We start from the raw sequence: 25514 nt of genomic DNA, 5'->3' as shown, positions 1-25514 counted from the left end.
TACTCGTCACGCTTACATGATTGTGTTTTCTTAAAGAACTTTGTCGCTTCAACTTCCGTATCCGCTATATTCCGATGGCACCAGGCCGTCTTTATCTTTTTTGTTTTTCCCTCCGTTTCCGTTGGGACTGCAAAGGTAGAAATCTTTTTTGAACTTCCAAAAACTTTTTGAAGTTTTTTTCTTTTCGCTTTTTTCGATTTCCGCGTTTAAAATAAACCGGGCGGGATTTTAGATCCTGCCAGACTTCTATTAAACCCTTCTTTTTTTCAGGGTTTCTTCTCTCGAAGCAACCGTTCCTCCCTTGCGGAGTGGTGCAAAGATAGGAAGTTTACAAACAAACTTCCAAGCCTTTTGTTCTTATTTATTTCATTTTGGACATAACTCACTGGAAGGATGGGAGATTATTTTTGGGAAGCAGTCTCCCGGAGCGGAATTTAAGGGGCAGATCGCAGATAAAAGGAGCTCCGGGTGGGAAAACGGGGCGGCCGGCACCGCCGGACTAACCGGCCTGCCGAATGCGTAGTATAGGACGGCCGATCGAAGGCATCGAAGACGCTATCATGTTATAGGTTAGTTTAGGGTTTAGTTAGGTTTTAGTTAGGGTTAGTTTAGGTTTAGTATAGGTTATGGCTAAACTAAACCTAACTTAAGGCTAAGCTATAGGTAAACAAAAACCAAACTAAGGGAAAAGAAGGTGATAACTGTATTATCTACGTATTAGCTCCACACCGAATCCGATTCAGGCATACAATCGGGATGCGCTCAAGATAGCTACCGTTACCTTCCAGGTAATATTACAGTCTATTATACAAATATTTACAATCGATGCAAGGGCTAATCCAGGTCGAAAACGAGCCGAGCTGCTTGAAACAAAAAAATTCCCTAAAAGTTACTCACTCTTTTGGGAAATTCAAGATCGCACATCTTTCTTATCCAATTTATCTTACCTCAGCAGGCTTTTTCATCAAGCGGAACATATCGATTGCGTAATCGAAACAAACGATTGCACAAAACATTCGTCAATGGCTAAAGGAAAATTGATGGTCGAAGCAATTCTCGTCCCGGTTATTGGCCTTTAGACTGCTGGCTTTAACCTTGACTCGAACAATGGAGCCTGCCTCTGCTCAGTCGACCATCAGTTGCCTATAAAAAGAGATATTGAGGGTCTTAATAGTAGTAGAAAGTGGCTGAATGCATCAATACCTTCAGCAAGAGATTAGTTTTTCGCTGCTTTACAGACACAATCAAAAATAAAAGGGGAAATGATTCTAATCATTTCCCCTTTTATTGTTAGTATCCTTTCTTTTTTAATGAATACCTTTAAAAATTCTATTCCATCGTATTTTTGAAAGCCCATTACCATCTGCATTCCAGCTCATCCAGGTAAATAGTGCTTTTCCGACAATATGGTCTTCAGGAACAAATCCCCAGTCTCTAGCATCGAGCGAATTGTGCCTATTATCTCCCATCATCCAATAATAATCCATTTTAAAGGTGTAGGAATCTGTTCGATTTCCATTGATATAAAGCCCATCCGTTTTCTTTTCAAGCCGATTATTTTCATACACTCGTATGGCTCGCTCATAGAGCGGCAACGTCTGAGCATTCAAGGAAATCGCCATTCCCTTTTTTGGAATTACAAACGGGCCAAAATTATCGTAATTCCACTTATACTGAGGGTCGTTCGGAAAGGTATTTGCTTCGACTTTTCCAGGTTTGCGTAAGTTCATTTGCATGGATTTGACATTCGACCAAGATTTTACCATAGCCGCTTGGTCATTTGTTAAAAAGATGAGATACACACCGGGCTGAATGGCAGAAACTTCTATTCCCATATCTTTCAAGCGCTGTTCGTCGAGACCTGTCTCATCAGTGATAACCGTATAATCCATTTGACTTTCTGGCGCTACAAAGCCTGGCTTGTCATTCACAAACAAGACACCTTCTTTCATACTGATTTTGTCTCCGGGCATTCCCACACATCGCTTAATTAAATGTTCTCTTTTGTCAACGGGACGAGTTTGAATCGTAAATTGTTGATATACTGCCTCACGCCCCATACTACGTACCAAATCGTAATAGGGTATATCTTGATTTTCCACAGCGACTGTATCGCCGGCAGGGGCATTAAATACGATCACATCATTCCTTTTTATTTCTTGAAATCCAGGCAATCGCTTGTAAGGAATTTTAATAAGTTCAGAGAATGCTTTTCCTCCTATAAGTGGCATGGTATGATGTGCAAAAGGGAAAGCTATGGGTGTATTTGGAATACGGGGTCCATAATTCAATTTGCTGACAAAGAGATAATCTCCAATCAGGAGCGACTGCTGCATAGAACCTGAAGGAATCATAAATGCCTCCAATAAAAAACCACGAATCAGCGTGGCAGCAACAGTGGCAAAAACAATGGCATCGGCCCATTCACGCACCATTGATTTTTTATAGGGATATTTCTTATTATAGTCTATATACGATTCATGCGCAATTTCCAACTCAGCTTCCTTTGTTGCCCCGCGACCTTCAGCATGCACTGTTTTCAGATTTTTGGTGTATAGCCCATTTAGAAATTGCACATTTTTATCCTTGCCCCAAAGAGGTAGAACGATAAAAGGGACCAGCACTGCGGCGCAGTTTTCCCAGAATCTTCTTTTACCAAAACAATGAATAAAATCGAGGTAGAGATTATAGAAGACAAAAATATTGACGATCGGAACCAGCAAAAGGATCAGCTGCCAGGTCTTCTTGCCCAGGATACGTGATTGGATCCACTGACTATAGACGGGCACAACTCCCTCCCAGCCTTTACGGCCTGCTTTTTCAAATAGCAACCAAAAGCCGTAAGCGGCAACTATAGTCAGTACAATAAAGATTGTAAGTATCATAAATTCGTTTAATTGCAGAATCAGTAATTAAAAAAAAATATCAATAAATAATAAGTTTCTTTCTCTCCTCGGAAGAGGTTTTTGAAAGTTGAAGCTCATTGTAGCGCATAACGTACTTTATAAAAAGATCATAATCATACTTCTTCTCATTTTCAAACTCAGCAAATAGCTCCGGTTCGTCATTGATCAAACGTCCCAGAGCAATTGCCCGCTTCTTTTTGCTGTTGCTAAAAAGTCCATTCGTATTGCTATTTATTTCAATCACCTCACCGGTTGACTTTTTTAATGCATAGGCATATTTAGACTTACTGACTCCAATGGATAACATTGTACCTCCACCGCCTGTACCAAACATCATTCCGCCGCCACCACCGAGATTCAAATTAGACACATAATAAACCATTATTTCTCCATCAACCAACACTTCAGCAAAAGTTGGCTCCTCTGTATAATATCGACCTATTTGAAATACTTGTGGAGAAGTTCCCTGAACAGGTTCCAAACCATTTTCGACATAAGAGGGTGCATAGACTTTTCTTTTTGATTCCCAGTAAGCACGAAATACCTGATCTGGGGTAAAAGTTAGTTTCTCTTTCTGTTGATTTTCAAATTTGAGTTTGTGATCCTTGATGGAGGAGATTTTTCCATAAAGGGTATCTGCTGTAATAAGCACTACGTAATCTAATTTCTTTGCGACTTCCTGTGCATGAGCTGTCATGAATATACTGGTGCAGGTAGACAAAATCACAGCAGTTAAAATTGATATGGCTTTCATTAAAATCTGTTTTTGTCAATAGTTCTTGATCGCATAAACTCTTTGGTTGTATTCACTTATACTTGTTACTCTCCGCTAAGCTTCACGTAAAACTACATAAAAATATGAAATTCAAGTTCAGCCTAAGGAGTTTTAACATTTGTTAGCATTTTGTTTTGTCAGGTGCTGTCCTACAATACTCCGCAAAGATTTTAGGATCCCGTGTTTATCAAGCAACAATAGCTGCACGGCAAAAAATGAAGCCACATCATTTCTCTGTGATGTGGCTTTTGTTTTTGTTAATTGAATGCTTTTAACTGGTATATTTACTTTCAAATTCCGCTGAAGCTTTATTGACTCCATTACCCATATTTTCAAATGCTTTATTGATATTATCAAGTAAGGTTGATTCTGTCGCTGCATCGGATGTTTTATTCTTGCGAAGCTCAATCAATTTAGGATAATCTTCCGTTACGATCTTCTTGTAGCCGTTTAACCCATTGAGCACTGCTTTTTGGAATGTTGCATCACCTTTAAAATCACCAAGGTCTTCTACTTTCTTGATATCATCATTTAAAGACTTCTCCCATGCTGTGCGCACGTGTTCAGCTTTGGTGTAATCGGAGCTATTCATTGCTGCATTCATGTCCGTCACATGTTTTTCACTTCCGTTGATCACGGTAATGATCGAATTATTGTATGCTACAGGATCTTTTTCTCCTGACCCACAACTCGACATAGTCAGAGCCGCCACGGTCAATACGCCAGTAATCATCTGTTTAATCATATTGATTTATTTTTAGTTTAAGTTTTAGTATTTGAGTCTCATTTACACAAAGATAACTTCAAACATAGCGCAATCCCATCACGGAAATCAGGGATTTCTGAAGATATTGAGACCTATAAGGCTTTTAGTTGATTGCGAAAGTTGTTATTGCCATTACGTTGATCAAACCGCTCCGCAAGTTGATGCGCTAATTTCCTATAGTGCCCGGCCAGTTCGCTAGCTGTGTAGCTAGTTTTACCTTGGAAAAGATTATGCTGCTGCCCTAGCTCAAGCATAAAATGTTCGTCAGCTCTAAAATTTTTCATGGCTTCACAAACGTAGCACGCCAACTGAAACATGGACCTATTTTCGGGTCCATCGGCCCAGGGTAAAAATCGTTCGATCCATTCCTTGGATTTCCCGAGGTCGGTATACGAGAAATATGTTGCTAGTTTAATAGCTGATATTAATATTGCGGAATCTTTCTCTTTCTTAAACACCTCCGTTTCTGCGAGTTTTGCCATTCTGTCTGCTTGTTCAGCATCTCCGTGCTTGTAACCTTCATATGCAAGGTTTACGGCAGTACGCAGAGGAACATGTGAACAGGTGAACTGTCCTTCAATGAGTGGCAAAGCTTTTTCTACTGCTGGGGCATAGCCATACTGCAATAATGTTGCTGATACTTCTGCATCCATTTCACATGCTTCACAGTCACTCATATCATCTCTTTGCAAAGCATTCACATTCGTCAATGCCACTTCAACAGCAGCCAGATCCTTTTGCGCCAGGGCATCACTGAGTTCCTCGTTGTATATGGCGCGCTTACCATAACCATTACGGATCAACCGTTGTTCAAAGTCGCCTAGAGCAGCTTCTATCTGTTCACGGCTGACCGCGGGATTGTCATATAGTTCGGCCATCATCCATTTATACTGCCATAAGAAATCCTCTTCGTTAAAGCGTTCCGGATTTTCATCATACGCCTGCAGTATCCAAGCAAAAGCAGGTAAAGATTCGGTCGAAAAAGCAAGATCGATCTCTTCGCTAATTAAATCTAAACGGAGCTCATATCCCCATTCAATATCTTGATTTTCATCGGCAATCCGAATAGCCTGCGTTAATAGGTTGACTTTCTCCAATGTATTATCTACTCGCGCAACTTGATTGCGAAGTTTCTGAATTTTAAGTGTATACATTTCTATTTTATTGTGTTCTTTTAATGAATTATAGTTCCGTTATAAACAACTTTTCTAATGGCCGGATGAGAAACGTAAAAAAACGGCTTAAAGATTCACGAAATTATCCAGTCCCATGACAATGAGGTTCTTCAGGGCCTCGTTCAAGACTTTCATTTCACGTTCCTTTACCGGATACTTGCCTAAAATCAACGCTTGCACATACAGGACTTCCATCACTGAACGGAGCATATACGCATCCTTTATATCCATTAGCGTGGTGATCAATGCATTATCGGCATTTAAACATAATGTATTCTGGATCTTATTTGGCCTGGATGTCTTGAGTACCTGCGCAAAGGGGTTTGCATTTTCCTTCAATTGGCTAATCGTATTTTCCACGTTATTTTGGTCCATTTTTGTAAAAATGGCCGGCGTATCAACTGGTTTAAACCGTCTAATTTCCAAAATGCAGTTGTAGTCGTCCAAAATGCGTTGTGCATCTTTCTGAAAAGAAAAATATTGATGATGCTCGTCTTCATGAATCGGCTGAAACGTCTCTAGTAGCTGATTGGGCGACATCTCTGTAATAGTATACTCGGGATATTTTTGTTTGATCTTACGGAGTAGCTCGGTATCAAACGTATAAGAAGCGTTAATAAGCATTATCCCCTGCGTATCAGCCATTCGGTCAATCTGTTTAAAATCTTCAAAGTCGGCGCAATAATAGAGTTGTTGCTGATAATCAATTATATTTTGAAAGCTTCGTTGTCCACGGTTGGTTTCGAACGGAATATCCGCCAAAAAGATTGCTAAAAAATCGGGATCTTCTAGGGCGAATGCTTTCAAATGAAGATAATGCGTTTGGATAATACGTATATAAATATCGTAATCAATCTTCTTCACTTGCTGCAGGTACGTCTTCAAAACGGCAGCAATTTCCTTTCTCGCCTGCCGCAGCAAATCATTTTTCATCAGAGACTCCCGCGATGCGGTGGCACTAAGTTCCTCCGTATTGACAAGCATACGGACAAAGAATGCCCAGTTTGGTAAAATCGATTGATCTTCTTCGGCGAGGAACATGCGCTTCAAATAGATACGGTGACGCTGCTTGCTGCTAAATTGCGTACGAAAAGGTAAAACATACAACACGCCCTTTGCTTTTCCCGCAGTCGTTTCAAATGGAATTGCGTCCAAAAAGTTGACATGAAACTGCTCTTTCCCTATCGCTAACAAATCTGTTTTCGAAACCGATGAAGCAAACCATTTAGGTTCATCCTTATGGATGATCTTTTCAACACCTCCTACCACGATTGAAATGGATTCTCGCAGTGCATCTCCATAAAACTTAATTTTCTTCTCGAAATAGTCCGCTTCAAAAATATAATTGTATTGTTTTTTGGGGCTTAAAATTACCTTCGTTCCCACAGGAATATCATCATCGCTCAGGCGCTCAATCTTATAGTCGCCTTCAGCTCTAGCCGTCCAGCGTAAGGGTTGCTGTTCAAGCGCCGATTTTGTTTCCACAATAATCTCATCACTGACGACAAAACAAGAGAGCAGTCCAATGCCAAACTTTCCAATAAAATCCTGTGCATCCTTGATGTCCTTACCTTTCGAACTCTCGCCAATAACCGACAAAAATTGGTGGATATCGGACTCCTTGAGACCTATTCCATTATCTTGGAACATAAATTTAGGTTGCTCAACGTTTGGTAATTCTATCTTGATTTTTCCTTGATGATGTTCATCCAAGTGTTTTAATGCTGTAATTGCATCCACCCCATTTTGAAGCAGTTCCCGAATAAATGTGTTGGGATCGCTATAAAGGTGCTCTGAGAGCAGCGCGATCATTCCTTTCAAGTTTACCTGAAAGGAATATGATTTTTCTTCCTGCATGTTTTTGTTACTTTCTCGTTTTCTTTGTCAATCGAATAGCTTCTTCATGTCCATTATCTGCCGCCCGTTCAAACCACTCCAAGGCAAGCGTTTCATTTTCTTCCACGCCATCTCCCATGAGGTAGCAGTTGGCCAGTTTATATTGTGCATCAGCATGGTCAGCATCGGCAGCCTTCATCAGCCATTCAATACCGTCATGAAGGTCTGTCGGTACACCTTCTCCGTCCAGCAGTTGCAACCCAACAAAATAACAGGCATAAATATTTCCTTGTTGTGCTACTTCAATAAATTGGCTATAAGCAGCTGTTTTATCGATCTCCGTACCTATTCCGAAATACAAACAGCGGCCCAGTCGATAGATCGCTTCCTGATTTCCTCGTTCTGCGGCCTGTTTATAATACTCAAATGCTTTTGCTGGCTGTGCTTCTATTCCGATACCAAACTCATAACACATACCCAGTCCATCTGTCAAATATCTAAGCTTCTCAGCACGCGTATAGTAATCAAAGCCTTTATCATATTCTTCACGCTGATCGTAGTCGAAGAAAAAATAGTCGCCTAGCAGCAACAATGCTTCACCTACATTTTTTTGTGCAGCCTCTTCCAGCAATTGAAGACCAAGGGGCACATCCTGCTTCACAAGGCCGGTCAAATAATATCTTCCCAAGACGTAGGTTGCATACGGAAAACCTAAATCAGCTGCCTTTTTGATATATTCCTGTGCTTTAAAAGCATCTTTGCTCAGTCCGTAACCATATTCATAACAAAGGGCAAGATCAGTCAACGCCTGCACGTGGTTTCGCTCGGCAGCCTGTTGGTATAGATCGATCATCCGATCTAGATTTATTTCCGTACCTATGCCACCACGGTAACATCGAGCTAGTTCATATATACTATTTAGATCTTGCATACCAGCACCTGCTTCAAAGGCTGCAAAAGCCGCTGTTGGCTGAGGAGCCCCTGTTTGGTGATAGTCATTTTCTAAATAAATTCCCTTCAGATAATAAGCATAGGGGTAACCCAGGTCTGCTGCACGTGAAAAATAATCAAAAGCCAATTTGTAGTCTGGTTCGGCCTTCAATTCAGCCGCTAAACCCATTTCCGTCAGTGCAGTAACATTATTAGAAGCGGCCGCTTCTTCGAAGTAAGGGATTGCAGCTGCCAAATCAGGTTCTTCGCCATGAATGCCATATTTCAGGTACCTGCCGACCTGATATAAAGCCTGCGGGAGTTTATCTTTTGCGGCATCTTGATAATAGGCAAAAGCTACCTTGTAATCAGGATCTATTCCATCATAGCCAGATTCTATCATATTGCCCATGCGCAACTTCGCATAGGCAATATTTTTTTGTGCCAGTGCACTAAATTTCTGAAAGGCGGATTTTTCATCTCTCGGCAGGAATCTTCCTTCTAGCAGTATTTCCGCAAGTTCAACCTGCGCTTCGACATAATCATCTCGCTGGTCGAGTAGCTGCAATAAAGACAGGCCCCTTTCAATATCCTGAAGTGTGTCATTATAGAGGTAAAGACAGGCAAGACGATAGCCTGCATAAATATTATTGTAGTCGTATGCTTTCTGCAAATACCATAGTGGCTGCTCGAAATCCTCCTTTACCTGATTATCGTTACTTAATCCCTGAAGTTTGATGAGCGCTATCTGCACTGCAGCGTCCATCATTCCATATTCAAATAATTCGTGATATTCTGGTATAAGACGTTCCAGTTCAACGGAAGAAGTTGCATCTGCGCGTTTTATATCATTCAGAACAAACCTGCAGTATCGGGAATCGGTCAAGGCGATACCCTCTTCCAGGATCTCCAGGCGTTTGGCTTTATTGTCTTTACGAGCGTAGTAAAATTGTAACGCTTCATAATAATGGCGTAATAGTTTTTTCTCCTGAGCGTGTCTCAGCACCTGAATTCGATCAAAAACTTCTTCAAATTTTTCGGTCCACACATCGATATGGGAAATATATGCGATTGCATATAGATCGCCTCCCAAAGCAAGTGATTCAAGTTCAGCTTTGGCGGTGTCCCGGTCGATATCAGCCAACACACTTAAATAATTATAATATAGATAAAGAGGTCTCGCCCATTTAACCTCAGCGTCTATACCTCTATTTAAATAAAATGACGCTTTTTCCTTTTCTATAGCATGCCGGCGACATAAAACATGTTGTAGCCCCAACTCGACCCACGCTTGCGGATTTATAGCAGCATAGCGTTCCAATACTGCCTTGATTTTATCGATAAAAAAAGTATAGTCCTCATCGCTCAAATAGACATTTGCAGCAAAATCAGTTCCTTTTTCAAACAATGCATCGTAAAGATTGGTTGCACTGGGCTGCTGCATATTGTACTCAAAATGAATGAGAGCATCAAGCCATATATCAGGTGTAATGGGTTTCGACAGATCAACTGTCAATTGATGTTCAGCCGATTGCAATGCGGCAACTTTAATAGAATACTCTTCACTTAACTTCATATATCATCGTATGTACTACTTGTAAAACATGCTTTTTATACTCTTTAGGCGCCAAAAAGCAACAAAAACTTTGCCACTGTATCATACAGTCAATTCCGTTTATTATAATGCAACTATATTGCTTTTAAAATCTTTTTCCTATATTTGTTGCAACTTAATTGCAATACATATTAATTGTAATACATATTGATTGCACAGATTACTCTTTACGAATCGAATCCACATAGATGAATAGGTATATCATTTTTTCACTTATCGCAGCACAACAGCTATTTTTCCCATGTTATGGACAGGAGAAGAGTATCGAGCTTGAAGAAGTAAAAGTTGGAGGGCGACGTTATCACCGGGCAGCAGAAGGAGCATTATCGATCCAGCTATTGACTGCCGACTCTATACAAAAATACCAGGCGGGAAGTTTAATGCAGACATTAAGCAGACTTCCCGGCATCAGTGCCATAGGCATAGGGGCCAATCAGTCTAAACCGCAGATTAGAGGGCTCGGATTTAATCGTGTGGCCACGGTAGAAAATGGCATTAAACATGAAGGCCAACAATGGGGACTGGATCATGGATTGGAAATCGATCAATTCAGTGTAGGGAGTGCCGAGGTACTAAAGGGGGCCAGCTCATTTTTGTATGGCTCAGATGCCATTGGTGGTGTCATTCGGCTATCACCGCCAGCGGAACTACAGGAGACAGGTTTTAAGGGGCAGTTTAACCTATTGACAAAGTCAAACAATGCGACTTTTGGCGGATCGCTACAAATACAGGGCCGAAAAGGGAATTGGGTATTTGGAGGCGGATTCACGCATCTGGAATATGGCGATTACCGTGTCCCCACAGATACAGTCTATGTTTACAATTATGCGGTACGTCTGAAAGATCGGCATGTTCGTAACACTGCGGGACGAGAGACACATTTTCAACTACGGGGCGGATATCTATCAGATCGTTTTTCTTCGATTTTCTACCTGAGTAATTATCATACAAAGTTTGGCTTCTTTGCCAATGCGCACGGCTTGGAACCAAGGGGCGTAGATACAGTACTTTATGACAAATCCAGTCGTGACATTGGTTTCCCAAGCCAGACGGTCAATCACCTGAAACTTATTAACCGCAACTTTATCGATCTGGATAAGCATAAGCTTTGGATAGACCTGGGCTATCAGAAAAATTACCGGCAAGAATATAACAATTACACCGCGCATGGTTATATGCCACCTGTTTATCCAAAAGATATGACTATTCCCATCAATTTGGAAAGGTTATATGAGAAACAGGTCTATAGTATCACTGTCAAAGACCAATTTGATTTGGCCACACATCGACTTACCATTGGCGCAAATGGAGAGTATCAGGATAACCGTATTGATGGTTGGAGCTTCCTTATCCCCAGTTTTCGCCAAAAGGCAATGGGCCTATTCGTCTATGATCAATACAAACTCGCGGACGAAACCATGCTATATGGGGCATTGCGTTACGATTACAGCCATATTCAGACATCACCTTATCGGGATTGGTTCGAATCACAGCTGGAAGATAATCAGTCGGGCAGAATAGTTCGGGCTTCGGCGCTCAGTCGTCGTTTCAATAGCCTGGTTTGGTCTATAGGAGCGGCACATCAATTCGGAGATCTAGAAACAAAAATTAATGTAGGAAAAAGTTTCAGGGCCCCCATTGCACAGGAACTTGGCGCCAATGGTGTAAACTATCACTACTTCAGTTATGAAAGAGGCAATCAATCATTGTCTCCCGAACAGTCCTATCAACTGGATTTATCCTTGACCTGGAGTCCCAGAAAAGTCTTTGTCGCCTTTACGCCATTCTTTAATTACTTTTCCAATTATATCTATCTCAATCCCACGTCAAGCTACGATCAATATTATGGTGCCGGCAATCAAATCTTTGAATATATGGAAAGCCGTGTTCGCCGTTATGGAGCAGAATTGAAACTCAGCTACCAGCCTCTGAAACGATGGAAAGTAGAATTATTGGGTGAATATGTTCGATCGGAACAACTATCGGGTGCAAAGAAAGGATATACACTTCCTTTCTCTCCGGCACCTTCAGCGTTGATGGACATCAGCTGGACAGCAAAAAATAGCAAACATTTTAAAGAGACCTACCTTTCCGTCGATTGCAAATGGACAGCAGCGCAGTATCACGTTGTTCCACCAGAAGAGTCCACAGCAGCTTATCAGGTCTTCAACTTCCGGGCAGGAACACAACTTCGGTTTTCGGGATCTGTCCTTCAATTACGCTTACAGGTTCAAAATCTCTTTGACAAGAAATATATGGATCATACCAGCTTTTATCGGCTGATCTCTTTGCCTGAACAGGGAAGGAATTTTATCCTATCCATTGGAGTTCCCTTTGGAAAACAGTCCCGATCATAACATGAGCCACCGTGAATAAAGAATAAAAATAACATTAACGAAAGATAGCATCTTTAAATAAGCCTTTGATCGCAATGAATTACGTAAATCGAAGCGTACAGGGAACTCTTACACAATTTTTAACGAAGACACATGAATAACCGAGCGTCACACAGACATGCATACCAATAAAAGATATACGAATGAATAAAAATTTAAAATTGAAACTATCTCCTATGAAAACAGTCCAAAAATATACACTTATCGCGGTGTTACTTACGATGGCCGTTGCCTGTAAAAAAGATAAGGAAAGCATTGATACCGAAAAACCGACCATCGCCATCGATTCGGAAACGGCTTTCCCAAAACAATGCAGCACAATTAAACGAGGCACAAGTTTTACTTTCCGCAGTAAGCTATCTGATAATGTCGCGCTCGGGAGCTATAGCATTGACGTACACCATAATTTTGACCATCATTCGCATAGCACTGAAATCGGCGAATGTACGGCTGAGGCGATCAAAACGCCCATCAAGCCCTTCACTTTGGTCAAGACAGTTAATATTCCGGGGCAGCCACAGCAATATGATGCCGAATTAAAAATCGATGTGCCAGCAGATATCGATCCGGGTAATTATCATTTTATGATTCAGGTGACTGACTTTGCGGGATGGAGCAGCCAGAAGGGAATCAGCATCCGTATACTCGAGTAATACCATACATATTTATCAACTCAATTTAATTAAATCCATTTTACATGAAAACTAGAAACATTCGCTTCTTCTTCCTGTTAAGTACAATTCTTTTAGGCTTCCTATCGTCCTGTAAGAAAGACAACGATGAAATCCCAGCACTTGCAAAACCCCAGATAGGCACACTTGAAATCGGCAGTGGCAATAACAAAACTGTCCAAGCGGGATCAGATCTTCATCTTGAAGGTGATATTGTTGCCGAAGCACTGATTGCTAAAATCGAAATTGAGGCTCATCAAGAAGGTGGCGGTCAGTATAAGTTTACAAAAGCCTATACGGATGGAAAATACATTGGTGTAAAAAATGCGACATTTCATGAACACATCGATGTTCCGGCGGATGCACCCGCAGGAGCCTATCATTTTCATTTTACAGTAACCGACAAAGCCGGAAATGCGACTACAGCAGAATCAGCATTAACGATTACGGCCGCCGATGTAAAACCGAACTTTAAACTTATCTTCACAGAAGTAGCTGGAACACCCCATGGAGACCATTTCCATGATCTTGCCGACAAAGAAAAGGTAGAACCAATTGCTATCAGCTTTGATGACAAGGGAACAGCATTGGCAGGAGGACATGCTCACCTTCATCCAACAGGTATCTATAAAATTGAATTAAAACAATTTGATGCTTCTTCAAAAGAAATCCAGGGGCAATACATTATCAATAAAGCAACAGCAGACTACTATAAGGCGTTCCTTATAGGTGGTTCTTTTATTTTAAATCCGAATAGCAGTACAGGAAGCGGAGCAATCTTTCAAACGAAAGAAACTGCCTACGGCGATGGCTCTACTGTCAATGGAGCAACGGAGACAACAGGAATTATCACGTACTTTACAGCAGGAAAAGATAATGAAGGCGAAAAAAATGTAGTCTTTTTACTTCGCAAATTTAACGATGCCAGCACAAAGGCAAAAGTTACCCGTACTGACTGGAACTTGTCAAATTATGAAACCAAGTTTGCAGGTCAAGACCTCGTTAAGCTGTCTTTCGAACTGCATGCAGAGGAAGATTAGTGTCAAGAAAAATACACCTTGTCAGCTTAAGGAAATGGCAAGGTGTACTTTTTTACTGTTCCTTTAGACTCACATCCAAGTAAACCGAATGACGCCCATAGGTATCGTAAAACGGTTTATAAAGCACATCGTCTATATAAAATTCCAATGTTTCTGGGTTTCCTTTTATAGATTTACCAATATCCTTTACGTCGAAAGTTACTTTACGCCAATCTTTTCTTGCAGTACGTTCCTGAGCGGCTAAGAGAACGGGGCCATAAAATAGGCTTGCGATGTTCGGCTGATCCATTACTGGGTCGAGATGGAAATCGAAGGGCATTTTTAGCTTGACCACATCACCATCTTTCCAGTTGCGCTGTATGCTAAGATAGGTTCCAGGATCGGCGGCAATTTTTTGGTCAACCCCATTTACAGTAACAAAAAATCCCTTCGTCGCCCAACTTGGTACCCGAACACGAAGATCGAATTTGCCATTACCCCGTATGGTCAACGATGTATGATCTGCTTTTGGAAAATTTGTCTGTTGTTCTATCTTAATCCCCCGCTCCTTCCATTGCAAGGTAGAAGGGATATACAAATTAACATACAATGATTGATCATCTTTACTTTTAAAATAAATCGTATTCTGCAATTTGGTACTGCTCTCTATAGCCGTCCCATTACAACAGGTGAATCCCTGCATATCTGCATTTCCAAATTGTTTGATTGAGCCAGGACGCAAAGGAACATGATAGGTATTTGCGGGACTATTCTCCGCAACCGAAGCTAAAATGTGATTATATAATCCACGTTCATAGTAATCCATCAGCTCTGCACGCTGATCGAACATAAACAAATCACTCGTCAATTTCAGCATATTATAGGTTGCACAGGTTTCATTTTGTCCCCCCGCAGAAAACCCATTCTCATATAATGTTGCCGGCTGACTGATAAAACACTCGGCATTGGCCGGATTCCTCGCCCCCGCCACACCACCAATGCTATACATATAATCGCTGGCGACTTTATACCAAAAATTGTCGGCTACCTTATAGTATTGCGGATCATTTGTTACACGGTATAGCTCCATACTCCCTACAATTTGTGGGATATGCTGATTGGCGTGCAATCCTCTAAAAGTATCCACATTTTTTGCCAGACCATGTGTATGTGCTGCATTACCGTAAAACATATCGATGTTATCAAATAGACGGGCGGTTTTTAAATAATTCTGTTCACCCGTAATACGATACAACCTTGCCATCACTTCGTTCATCCCGCCAAACTCACCTGCAATATAGGTATTCCACATGTTGATTAATGTTTCGGTTGGTATATTGTTTAAACGGGTATACACCCAATTACCCATGCCTTGTGCAATTTCTAATGCTTTTTTATTTCCGCTTACTTCATATACGTCCATCAGACCGGCCAAGATCTTATGCAGGGTGTAATAAGGTGCCCAAACTTGGTTCTTCTGACCGCCATATTTTGCTCCAAGTTCAAGCATTATAAACTGGTCGGGAGGATAGGCACTGATAAATCCCAGCCCCCAATTCCAGTAATCTGTACGAATTCCTTCATCACTCAAATCAGAATCATATCCTGATTTACCAGGACCAACAGGCACTGAAGACGGATCAGCGACATATGCTTGCCCCGATTGCTTCGGCACTCCCGACAATTTTGACAAAGCGTAAAGTTCATTGATCATCGTATCCATTTTACCTGAAAATTTTGATTGAAGGGCTTTGTCATACCCTGTACTGGCATAAGCTTGCGCAATTGCTGTTAGGTAATGTCCCGTTGCATGACCCCGTAATTTGATGTCCTGGCTATCCCATACATCCAGAGGTTTTGCACCCTTTGGTTGCTTTTGTCCAAAAGCATGACGAAACATATAAAGGAAAGAATTGGGATCTGATGCAGCCAATGTATCCATAAACTTATCACGGTTTTCAATAAACTTTGTGTGATGATGCCCTTCGTCTACATTGAGAGTCACCTGATCCAAATGGAAAGGTTCCAATTTTAGGTGGGGGATGTTAGACTTTATCTTTCCCTTGACACTAACAATTGCTTTTGGTTTAAGATCCGTTCCTGGAATGCGTCCAGTTATCGTGTAGGCTGTCTGCTGCAAAACTGTGCTATTATCAGTTGGAGAAGGCCATAGCACCCGTACTTTCGGCCCTACCATACCATCTTTATAAGTACCAACGACATAATTGGGCAATCGCGGCAATTCCCCAACCTCCGTTTCCACGCTGACATCTGCGACTCCAGTTAAATAGGCATTATACAGCTCTGCTTTATTCATCGGAAATCTAGGTAAATCATCCTCGGGCTTGCCTTTGGTGCTAGTATCTTCGTGTACACCTTTCAATGCATTGCCATATACGGTGGCGATCTGAGTTCGACTAAGGGGCACCCGATAGATCCTGAAATCGTGTAGCAAAGCATTTAAGCTCGAATTGCTGCCAAATAGGGGCTTTCCAATCTGTACTTTCCTTTTGCTTCCCGGCTGTCCAAAAACTGTACTCAGTTCCTGCGGAATATTTTTGACCTCTCCAACGGGCCTTCCGTCCAAATACGTTTGTAAAGAGCCTGTAGTAATATCGACCACAATGGCCAGATGCACCCATCTGTTCAACGGAACCGCAGGAGAGGCTACACTTTTTACTTCAGTCTTCTTTTGAGAGATAACACCTAAATATCCAGTTTTTAGCGCTGTTCCTGTTGGTGTTACCGCAAAATGCCTCGCAAGATCTTGTCCGAAGTCAAAAAGATATTGTTCAGGCTGCGCTGCCCTCAAGTACAACCAGCCTGTTATACTAATAGACTCCAAATCCGAGAGTACGTTCGACGGTAATACGACAAAATCATCCTTTCCTCCGGCTAGAGACAATACCTTGTTAAATTGCTTATCAGCGACAAATAGTGCCTTCTCGCCTTGAAATTTACCATGCAGACCATTCCTTGACCAATCTTTTAGATCCCCATCAAAGACATAACGGGCCACCATTCCTGTCTCACCAATTCCATCCAATATCTGATCTCCACCTTGCGCTACCGCGACATCTATCGTTTTGATAAAAATCGTAAGAAGTATTGCCACATGTAATTTATATCTTTTCATAATATTATCTATTTCGTGTATTGATAATCATCGGTTTAAGTATTGCCCGCCTCAATTGAGTGTGCTTAGCTACACGACGGACACTCTTGATTGATGTCACCCTGACATTTATAAAATTAATCACAAAAGCTCATTATATATAGGTTTATTTTAGCCGATATTCTCCCGATTTTAACTAACAATCCTGCTAATAACGATATCCCCAATTGGAAGAAAGCCCTATAATACCACGTATGCCCAAATACTCGAAGGTATTTTGTATTTTAGATTTGATAAGATTCTATGGAAAAGCGAAATTTAAAAATTTGGGTGCCACTTATTGGTCTGGATGGTTTCCGAAAAGAACAGACAGCGGGACGAGAAGAGCTCCTATTTAACGAACTCCATGGCGAACGGCTTATCGAAACACCGCATAAGCATGATTTTTTCATCATTAATCTTTTTCATAAAGCTTCTGGCGTACATACCATCGATTCTATCGACTATAGGATAAAAGATCAGCAGGTACATATTCTCTTTCCAGGCCAAATGCACAAATGGCATATCTATGCCGATACTGTAGCTTACCAACTCATGATTGAGCGCCCTCTCTTTGAACATTTTGCACCTTTTTTTCGCTTTTCTTTTACCAATTATCAAAACCATCCTGTCATTGATCTCACTGCAGATTCCTTTGCACAATTACTTTATGAATTTGAATCCGTCAAACAAGAATTGAAAAGAGAAAACTCACTTATTCCTTTAATTAGTGCCCGAGCGGGCGTCATTGCTGCGATTGTAAGTCGAGAGGCAGAGTCTGCGTTCACCGAATTCAAGGTTTATCAATCTGTTCCGCGACTTGCTAAGTTTAACATGCTGATTGACGAATTCTTCAGGGAACAGAAAATGGTAGCATTTTATGCCGAAAAACTTAATATTTCAGCTAATTATCTGAATATCCTATGTAAAAAGCATTTGAAAATATCAGCTACACAACTTATCCACCAACGAATAAACAGTGAAGCAAAACGGCTTTTACAAAGCTCCGAACGGTCCATCAAAGAAATTGCCTTTGAGTTGGGATTCTCAGATCAGGCCTATTTTTCCAATTTCTTTAAACTGCAAATAGGCACCAGTCCCAGTGACTTTAGAGACAGTCTTCAAGCGGGGGAGACAACAAGTTTGTTAAGAGGAAAATGAAAAATAGATAAATTACACAAGAAATGGCAGATATCTCCCAGCAAAAATAGCACGACAGTCCTATAAATTTGTAACCTACATATACCAGATGCTTTTTTTTAGACACTATGCGCTTTATGAAATCAATGGACTTTACCCGCAAGGAATTTATTAGAAAATCTACGTTAGCACTTGCGGGTTCGACATTTATACCAGCAATGTTATTTGCAGAAAACCGCCATAAAATGGTGAGCCAAAACCTATTGAGCGACTCCGCGACTAAAAAAAACTATACATTAAAAAATGTGTTGCTAGAAACGGGCTTTGAGTATGATACTGATGGCCATGTGATTTCAACAAGGACGGGACTATTTTCGATTCAGATTGCAAACGGAAAGATCAAGGCTATAAGTTCCAATATCAATGCGTCCGATGCTATCGACGCAAAAGGGCTTTTGATGCTGCCCTCTTTCCGCGATATGCACATCCATTTGGACAAAACCTATTATGGCGACAAGTGGCAGGCAGTAAGACAAAGAGCTGGAGGTGTAAAAGGTATGATTGCCCTCGAACAGAAAATTCTACCTGAACTATTAAAAAATGCAACCTATAAAGCAGAAAAACTGATCGAACTATTACAAGGTAACGGTACTACTTTCGCACGCAGTCATGTTAATATTGAACCGACATCCAAACTAGACGCTTTAATTAAGCTACAACTGGCACTGGAAAACAAGAAAGATGGATTCGGGGCAGAACTCGTTGCTTTTCCTCAGCACGGTGTATACTATACTGAGTCGGTGCCATACCTTAAGGAAGCCGCCAAAACCAATATTGATTTTATCGGCGGAGTCGACCCATTTTCCATTGATGGAGCTATTGAAAAAACAATTGATTTTACGGTCCAGCTGGCATTAGATCATAACAAGGGAATTGATATTCATTTGCACGAATCGGGTGAATCAGGCTTGAAAACCGTAGAATACTTAATTAACAAAGTGAACGAAAACCCAGTTCTTAAAGGTAAAACCTACATCAGCCATTGTTTTGTATTGGGGCGATTAGAAAAATTCAAACAACAAGAAATGGCAGAAAAACTGGGCGACGCACAAATTGGCATCATTTCTACAATTCCATTCGGCGGATTAATTATGCCAATCCCAATCTTACTGGAAAACAACGTTAAAGTGATGACGGGAAATGACAGTATTGTAGACCATTGGAATACATTTGGCACGGGAAGTGTCTTACAAAAAGCCAATCTTGCAGCCCAGGTGTATGGCCAAACTACTGAATTTGACTTATCTCGCATGCTCAAGCTTGCCACGGCGGGCCCCGTTCCTTTGGACGACAAAGGCAATATGCAATGGCCCAAAGTCGGAGATAGTGCAGATATTGCCTTACTCGAAGCCAGCTGCTCTGCAGAAGCGGTTTCAAGAATATCGCCAGTAAAATCGCTGATCTATAAAGGAAATATAGTCTTCTAGTGAGAAGGCTATATTTCCTTTATAGATCCTACGCTCGGCCGCTTATTTATTTCTTAAAACGTTTTATAATCCACGGTTCAATACGATCACTTAAGAAATAAGCAAGTGCTAGCATCAGCATTATAACAGCTGAAAGGAGCAAGTATTTATTGAAATACGGATAGAGCTGATTAAAGATGATAAACCCTATATGCTGATGGATTAAATATAGGGGATAGGTCAGCATGCCAATTTTAACAAACTTGGACGAATTAATAAACTGAAGTTTTTTACAGGAAACCAATAACATAAGTAAGTAAAACACAACAATGGCGATCCCAATGATATCAGGAGAAAAATCACTATGAAAAGTGCGCTCCAGCCAGTGAATCCGACCAATAGCGCCGTCGATCGAAATGTACAAGCACCAAAGTAAGGTGATAATATGCTTTACTTTTACTCCATGCAAAAAAATTTGGCAACATATAATTCCCGCAATAAAGTAGGCACTCCAATCGAGTATAAAAAACTCGTGGAGTCCATCGTATATTTCGGACGGCCCGAAAAAAAAGCGTAAACTTGACAATAACAGCCAAAAATAAACCAGGTAATCTAATCCTACTCTTTTAAATTGATTTAGAATCAGGAATAAGACTATAATTAAGTAAAATTTCAACTCGACATAGAGTGACCAATAGGCACCATCTACATCGCCTTGTCCCCATAATTTCTGCGTCATCGTCAGATTGGCCAGTAGCTGACTAAACGTTACATGATAACGCGGTGCGCCAAAAAAATAGGTAATCACAAAGGTCAGCAGCAAGCAAATCCAATACATCGGGTACAAACGCTTAAATCGAGAATAGCAGAATTTACGCAACGATAGATGCTTGATGGAGAAAGCGATTACAAAACCGCTGATGATAAAAAATAGGTCGACGCCCAGATAGCCATATTTGACATAGTCACCAACACCATCAAAACGTAAAAGAGACATATTTCCAGCAGCAGCCCCACGATACATATAATGATAAAACACTACTGCTGATGCTGCAATAAATCGAAACAGATCGATTTGATAAATTCTTTTGGACTCCAACATTTGGCTGCAAATATACGCGGTTTCTGGCAGATTGTCAGACCTCATTAAGGCGGCCTATATTTAAGATATTAGCCGAAATTTTCTAAAAAAACTGTATAAACTGTATCTTATAACACAGAAGCTCATATTTCATACTTTTCTAAATATACATCACAACATTATTATCCATCGAAAACCAAATTTTCCTACGATGTCCACATTATCAGAATCTTAATTATATTTGAAAAAAAATCTAAATGAACCGGATTTACTTACTTTTCTTTACAACTTTCTTTTTGACATCTTCGCACTATGTATTTTCGCAAAGTGCAGGCTTAGATAAAGTAAACAAACAGCTCGAAACAGTTAGTGGTGATTCTGCTCGCATATTAGTCTATTACAAAGTCGCATCAGAAATTTATAAGAGTACTCCTCAAGACGCGCAGGAGATTGTATCTAAGGGACTAGATCTGGCGGAAACAAAGAAATTTGACGCATTGGCAATTGACTTGCTCAACCTCCAAGGGGTTATTTACCTGAAATTAAACAACTTTGACGAAAGTATTAAAACCCACTTTAAGGTTCTCAAAAGACGAGAAGAGCGAAATGATAAAAAGGGGATGATGCTTTCTTTCTTGAATATTGGCAATGTATTTAATAAGAGTTATGATCCAGAACAAGCCTTAAAATATTACCAACGCGCATTAGATCTGTCCAAAGAAATTCATGATACTCGAAACCGTGCAAACATATCGACCAATATAGGCAACATTTATGCGCAGAAAGCGCTAAATGGTGAGCAAAAGAAAGATGTATCCAATGCGATCGATTATTTAGTTAAAACAGTCGAATTCTGTAAAGCAAACGCACCTGATGTTGACCTGTTCAATACCTACATTTTATTGAGCTATCTTTACCTAAAAGCAGACAAACTCGAATGGAGTACATACTATACCGATCTTGCCATCGACATTACTTCAAAGAAAAAAGATCCCGTAGGTGAAAGTTATGCCAGGATCAATCGTGCAAATATTTACGTCAAAGAAAAACGCTTTGATTTGGCTACAAAAGAAGTTGCTCTCATTAAAAACATCATTGCTAAAAGTGGGCTTAGCAATTTAACTGAAGAACTTCAAGGTGATTTTGATAAAATAGCGAAAGCTGTTAAAGAGCAAGATGAACATTTAATTCTCAGCGATCAAGATAGTTCGGATCGAAAGTTCCATGAAGATGCTGAAGTCTTACGCGTAAGAATTAGGGAAGAACTTCGGGAGAAATATGACAGCGAAAAGAAAGAACTTGAAAATAAAAATCTATTATTAAAAAACGTTTCCATCGAACGTGAAGCACATTGGATAAAATTGATGTGGCTAGCCACCTTTTTTGTTCTTTTGATCATTTTGTTGATGGTCCTGCTATTGGTCAAAAAGAATCGGCTATTACGGAAAGAGAAACAAAAGGTCGATCATCAAGCTGCTGAGATCAAACATCAACATGAAGAACTGGTGCAGGCAGACCGATTTCGATCCACTATATTTTCCGTCGTATCCCATGATCTTCGAAGTCCTTTATCAACTTTTCAAGCGCTACTTTCTGTATCAAAAATTGTCGATCTTCCAGCTCACGAAATCAAAAACATGTTAATTACTATTGGTAATCAAGTCACTACAGCATCTAAAATGCTCGACAGTTTACTCGTTTGGTCTTCACAACAAATGGCGAACGAAAAGCTTGACATGCAGGAAATTGTACCGTTTCAAATTGTAAAAGAATGTGAGGAATTATTCATTGATCGGATTAATCTAAAAAATTTATTTATAGATGTTCGTATTTCTCCGCAATTGACCATTCGTAGTGATCTTAAACGATTTGAATTTATCATTCGAAATATCTTTAACAACGCTATCAAATTTAGCTTTAGTGGCAAATCCATTATTTTTAATCAGCGTGAAACCGATAGTGAAGTTCTTATATCAATTACAGATCAGGGTGTAGGAATGGACGAGCGAAAAATCACCGCACTTAAAAGTATGCAGAAACAACAAACTAGTTTAGATGGCACATTTGAAGAAAAGGGTGCTGGCATCGGTTTGATGCTCTGCCATGAGTTTGCAAACCGAATGGGCTACTCGATTACAGTGGAGAGCAGCGAAGGTTTTGGAAGTACATTTACCCTTCATATCCCTAGATAACATTCTGCTATGCAGCAGAATGTTATCTAGGGATAGTTAAGAGCCTTTAACAATTCTTTTCAAATACTCTCCATAGCCTGACTTACAGAGTGGCGCAGAAATTTTCAGTAGCTGCTGTTTATCAATGTAACCCATTCTGTAAGCAACTTCTTCTATTGCCCCTATTTTCATCCCTTGCCGCTCCTCTATCACTTGCACAAATTGCCCTGCCTGCATGAGAGACTGGATCGTTCCGGTATCCAACCAAGCTGTACCACGGTCAAAAATTCCGACCTTTAATTTGCCGCGGCGGAGATACTCTTTATTGATATCTGTTATCTCCAGTTCTCCACGAGGGGAAGGTGCTATATTTTTTGCGATACTAATCACTTCATTATCATAAAAATAAATTCCCGGAACAGCATAATTCGATTTGGGCAATTGTGGCTTCTCTTCAATAGAAATCACATTATTTGTTTCATCAAATTCAACGACTCCATACCGTTCCGGATCATTCACCGGATAGGCGAAGACCACTCCGCCATCAGGGTCCGAAGAAGACTGCAATAGCTTGGAAAGTCCAGAGCTGTAAAATATATTATCCCCTAAAATCAGGGCTACTTTATCATCGCCAATAAATTCTTCTCCCAGCAAAAATGCCTGAGCAAGCCCGTCTGGGCTAGGTTGCTCTTTATATTCAAAACGGCACCCTAATTGTGAACCATCCCCTAATAACTTTTCAAAATTAGGTAGATCCTGTGGAGTGGATATAATCAGAATTTCACGTATTCCGGCGAGCATCAAGGTAGACAACGGATAATATATCATAGGTTTATCATATACGGGCATCAATTGTTTACTTACAGCAAGCGTCAGTGGATGCAATCGCGTGCCTGAGCCGCCAGCCAATATAATTCCTTTCATTTTAATGTTATTTAGGGAAGAAGACTTTACGATACTAACGTCGACACAGCCTCTTGTTATCGTCAATCTATTTATCTTTAAATTCCTCAGTCAGCATGTTGCTCAAACTTATTTTCCAGTCTGGAACTTGTATTCCAAACGTAGTTCTTATTTTTGATTTATCAAGCAAAGAATACATCGGCCTACGAGCAGGTGTCGGATATGCACTTGTTGGAATTGGCCTGACTTCACATTCGAACGAACGGAAGTCACGTATTGCTACAGCAAAGTCATACCACGAAATTTCGCCTTGGTTACTATAGTGATAAATACCTGCTTTCCATTCGACAGAATCCAAAACTTTCAAAATCACTAGGGCTAAATCTTTTGCATAAGTGGGGCTCCCAATTTGATCGCTGATTACGTTAACTTCATCTCGCTCGGTCATTAGGCGGCACATGGTTTTTACAAAGTTTTTACCGTAGGAGGAATACACCCAGGAAGTCCGTATAATGATTGCCTGAGGATGCCATTTCCGAATGGCACGTTCCCCCGCAAGCTTAGTTTGTCCATATACGTTGATGGGATTAGTGATCGCATGCTCAGTCAAAGGAGAAGCAGAAGATCCATCGAAAACGTAATCTGTTGAAATAGCTATAAGTTTGGCGTTATGGACATGGCAGTATTGAGCAATCTCTTCACAAGCCAAATGATTGACCAAATTTGCCGTAACCTGATCCGTCTCAGCTTTATCCACCGCTGTATACGCTCCTGCATGAATAATCAAATCGGGTTGATACATGCTCAGAATTTGCTGTATAATCTCAATTTGATCCAATGGTAATTGCTTTCGATCTAAGAAATAACACTCATGTGCTGTATTACACAGCAAAAGATCTTTTAGTTCCGAACCAAGTTGACCTGAAGCTCCTGTTATAACAATTCGCATATCATCTAAATTAATTTCAGGCGCAATTTCTCAAAAGATTGTGCTTCTTGGTCCTTCTGTGAGAGAATCATTTCTTCATGAGGTATTTTCCAGTCGACAGCCAATTCAAAATCTAAAGGATTTACTCCATCTTCCGATTCTTTGTGATAGTTATTATCACATTTATAGAAAAAAACTGCATGTTCTGATAATACGGAGAAGCCATGTAAGAAACCTCTCGGAACAAATAGCTGTTTTCTATTTTCAGCTGAAAGCTCTACAGCGATATGTTGTCCGAAGGTGCTTGATCCCGGACGAACATCGACTGCTACATCCAGTACTTTTCCCTCGACGACTCGAACCAACTTAGCCTGAGCATGATCGCCGGCCTGTAAATGTAGCCCCCTCACAACACCAAACTGTGATTTGGATTGATTGTCTTGCACAAAATGAGGTTTATAACCAAGTATTGCAGCCAGCTTGGTTTCATTAAATGACTCAAAAAAATAACCTCTTTCGTCTTCGTAAACTGTCGGTTCAAGTATAAAACATCCTTTCAGCTTTGTCTCCGTATACGTCATG

General features: G+C 40.5%; 18 protein-coding genes. 7 read left to right on the top strand and 11 right to left on the bottom strand.

Features of this window, described 5'->3' with window-relative positions; translation table 11 throughout:
- Positions 1-301 precede the first annotated feature (301 nt).
- Positions 302-523: a hypothetical protein gene (locus VXM68_RS06845; RefSeq protein ID WP_367210865.1), complete on the top strand. Its 222-nt coding sequence runs from the start codon at positions 302-304 to the stop codon at positions 521-523.
- 784 nt (positions 524-1307) lie between these two features.
- On the opposite strand, the gene lepB is transcribed toward VXM68_RS06845, so the two are convergent.
- The 6 genes from lepB to VXM68_RS06815 form a co-directional block, all read right to left on the bottom strand.
- A complete protein-coding gene (gene lepB / locus VXM68_RS06840; RefSeq protein ID WP_367210864.1) occupies positions 1308-2885 on the bottom strand; it encodes a signal peptidase I in 1578 nt (525 codons plus the stop codon).
- A gap of 40 nt (positions 2886-2925) precedes the next feature.
- Positions 2926-3660, bottom strand: coding sequence for a hypothetical protein (locus tag VXM68_RS06835; RefSeq protein WP_293955992.1), 735 nt, complete (start codon positions 3658-3660; stop codon positions 2926-2928).
- A 292-nt stretch (positions 3661-3952) separates the two neighbouring features.
- Positions 3953-4426 (bottom strand): hypothetical protein, encoded by a 474-nt coding sequence (locus VXM68_RS06830; RefSeq protein ID WP_367210863.1) that lies wholly within the window; start codon positions 4424-4426, stop codon positions 3953-3955.
- Between the two features lie 113 nt (positions 4427-4539).
- Positions 4540-5601 carry a hypothetical protein gene (locus VXM68_RS06825; protein WP_293955995.1) on the bottom strand — a complete coding sequence of 354 codons (1062 nt, stop codon included), beginning with the start codon at positions 5599-5601 and terminating at the stop codon, positions 4540-4542.
- 87 nt (positions 5602-5688) lie between these two features.
- Positions 5689-7479 (bottom strand): HSP90 family protein, encoded by a 1791-nt coding sequence (locus tag VXM68_RS06820; protein WP_367210862.1) that lies wholly within the window; start codon positions 7477-7479, stop codon positions 5689-5691.
- 7 nt (positions 7480-7486) lie between these two features.
- Positions 7487-9964: a tetratricopeptide repeat protein gene (locus tag VXM68_RS06815; RefSeq protein WP_367210861.1), complete on the bottom strand. Its 2478-nt coding sequence runs from the start codon at positions 9962-9964 to the stop codon at positions 7487-7489.
- 227 nt (positions 9965-10191) lie between these two features.
- Here VXM68_RS06815 and VXM68_RS06810 point away from each other — a divergent pair, with 227 nt between their 5' ends.
- The 3 genes from VXM68_RS06810 to VXM68_RS06800 all read left to right on the top strand — a co-directional run bounded on the left by VXM68_RS06810 (position 10192) and on the right by VXM68_RS06800 (position 14110).
- Positions 10192-12360, top strand: coding sequence for a TonB-dependent receptor (locus VXM68_RS06810; protein ID WP_367210860.1), 2169 nt, complete (start codon positions 10192-10194; stop codon positions 12358-12360).
- A 215-nt stretch (positions 12361-12575) separates the two neighbouring features.
- Positions 12576-13052, top strand: a complete 477-nt coding sequence (locus tag VXM68_RS06805; protein ID WP_367210859.1) for a DUF4625 domain-containing protein — start codon at positions 12576-12578, stop codon at positions 13050-13052.
- 44 nt (positions 13053-13096) lie between these two features.
- A complete protein-coding gene (locus tag VXM68_RS06800) occupies positions 13097-14110 on the top strand; it encodes a DUF4625 domain-containing protein (RefSeq protein WP_367210858.1) in 1014 nt (337 codons plus the stop codon).
- Positions 14111-14162: 52 nt separating this feature from the next.
- Here the strand turns inward: VXM68_RS06800 and VXM68_RS06795 are convergent, their stop codons facing one another.
- Positions 14163-17225: a beta-L-arabinofuranosidase domain-containing protein gene (locus tag VXM68_RS06795; protein ID WP_367210857.1), complete on the bottom strand. Its 3063-nt coding sequence runs from the start codon at positions 17223-17225 to the stop codon at positions 14163-14165.
- Between the two features lie 282 nt (positions 17226-17507).
- On the opposite strand from VXM68_RS06795, the gene VXM68_RS06790 reads away from it, so the two are divergent.
- Both VXM68_RS06790 and VXM68_RS06785 read left to right on the top strand, forming a co-directional pair.
- The gene (locus VXM68_RS06790; RefSeq protein ID WP_367210856.1) at positions 17508-18404 is read left to right on the top strand and encodes a helix-turn-helix domain-containing protein; all 897 of its coding nucleotides are present in this window, start codon (positions 17508-17510) and stop codon (positions 18402-18404) included.
- 116 nt (positions 18405-18520) lie between these two features.
- Complete coding sequence (locus tag VXM68_RS06785; protein ID WP_367210855.1) at positions 18521-19870, top strand: amidohydrolase; 1350 nt, start codon at positions 18521-18523, stop codon at positions 19868-19870.
- 46 nt (positions 19871-19916) lie between these two features.
- Here VXM68_RS06785 and VXM68_RS06780 read toward each other — a convergent pair whose 3' ends face one another.
- A complete protein-coding gene (locus VXM68_RS06780; protein WP_367210854.1) occupies positions 19917-20951 on the bottom strand; it encodes an acyltransferase family protein in 1035 nt (344 codons plus the stop codon).
- Positions 20952-21187: 236 nt separating this feature from the next.
- Here VXM68_RS06780 and VXM68_RS06775 point away from each other — a divergent pair, with 236 nt between their 5' ends.
- The gene (locus tag VXM68_RS06775) at positions 21188-23122 is read left to right on the top strand and encodes an ATP-binding protein (RefSeq protein WP_367210853.1); all 1935 of its coding nucleotides are present in this window, start codon (positions 21188-21190) and stop codon (positions 23120-23122) included.
- Positions 23123-23158: 36 nt separating this feature from the next.
- On the opposite strand, the gene rfbA is transcribed toward VXM68_RS06775, so the two are convergent.
- From rfbA to rfbC, 3 genes are all read right to left on the bottom strand, one after another.
- Positions 23159-24025, bottom strand: coding sequence for a glucose-1-phosphate thymidylyltransferase RfbA (gene rfbA, locus VXM68_RS06770; RefSeq protein WP_367210852.1), 867 nt, complete (start codon positions 24023-24025; stop codon positions 23159-23161).
- Between the two features lie 67 nt (positions 24026-24092).
- Positions 24093-24953 carry a dTDP-4-dehydrorhamnose reductase gene (rfbD, locus tag VXM68_RS06765; RefSeq protein WP_367210851.1) on the bottom strand — a complete coding sequence of 287 codons (861 nt, stop codon included), beginning with the start codon at positions 24951-24953 and terminating at the stop codon, positions 24093-24095.
- Positions 24954-24958: 5 nt separating this feature from the next.
- Positions 24959-25513 (bottom strand): dTDP-4-dehydrorhamnose 3,5-epimerase, encoded by a 555-nt coding sequence (rfbC, locus tag VXM68_RS06760; RefSeq protein WP_312365696.1) that lies wholly within the window; start codon positions 25511-25513, stop codon positions 24959-24961.
- Position 25514 lies beyond the last annotated feature (1 nt).

Source organism: Sphingobacterium sp. R2, from assembly GCF_040760075.1.
Lineage (GTDB): Bacteria > Bacteroidota > Bacteroidia > Sphingobacteriales > Sphingobacteriaceae > Sphingobacterium.
Note: the sequence above shows the minus strand (reverse complement) of the source record. Positions and strands in the feature narration are given on the sequence as shown.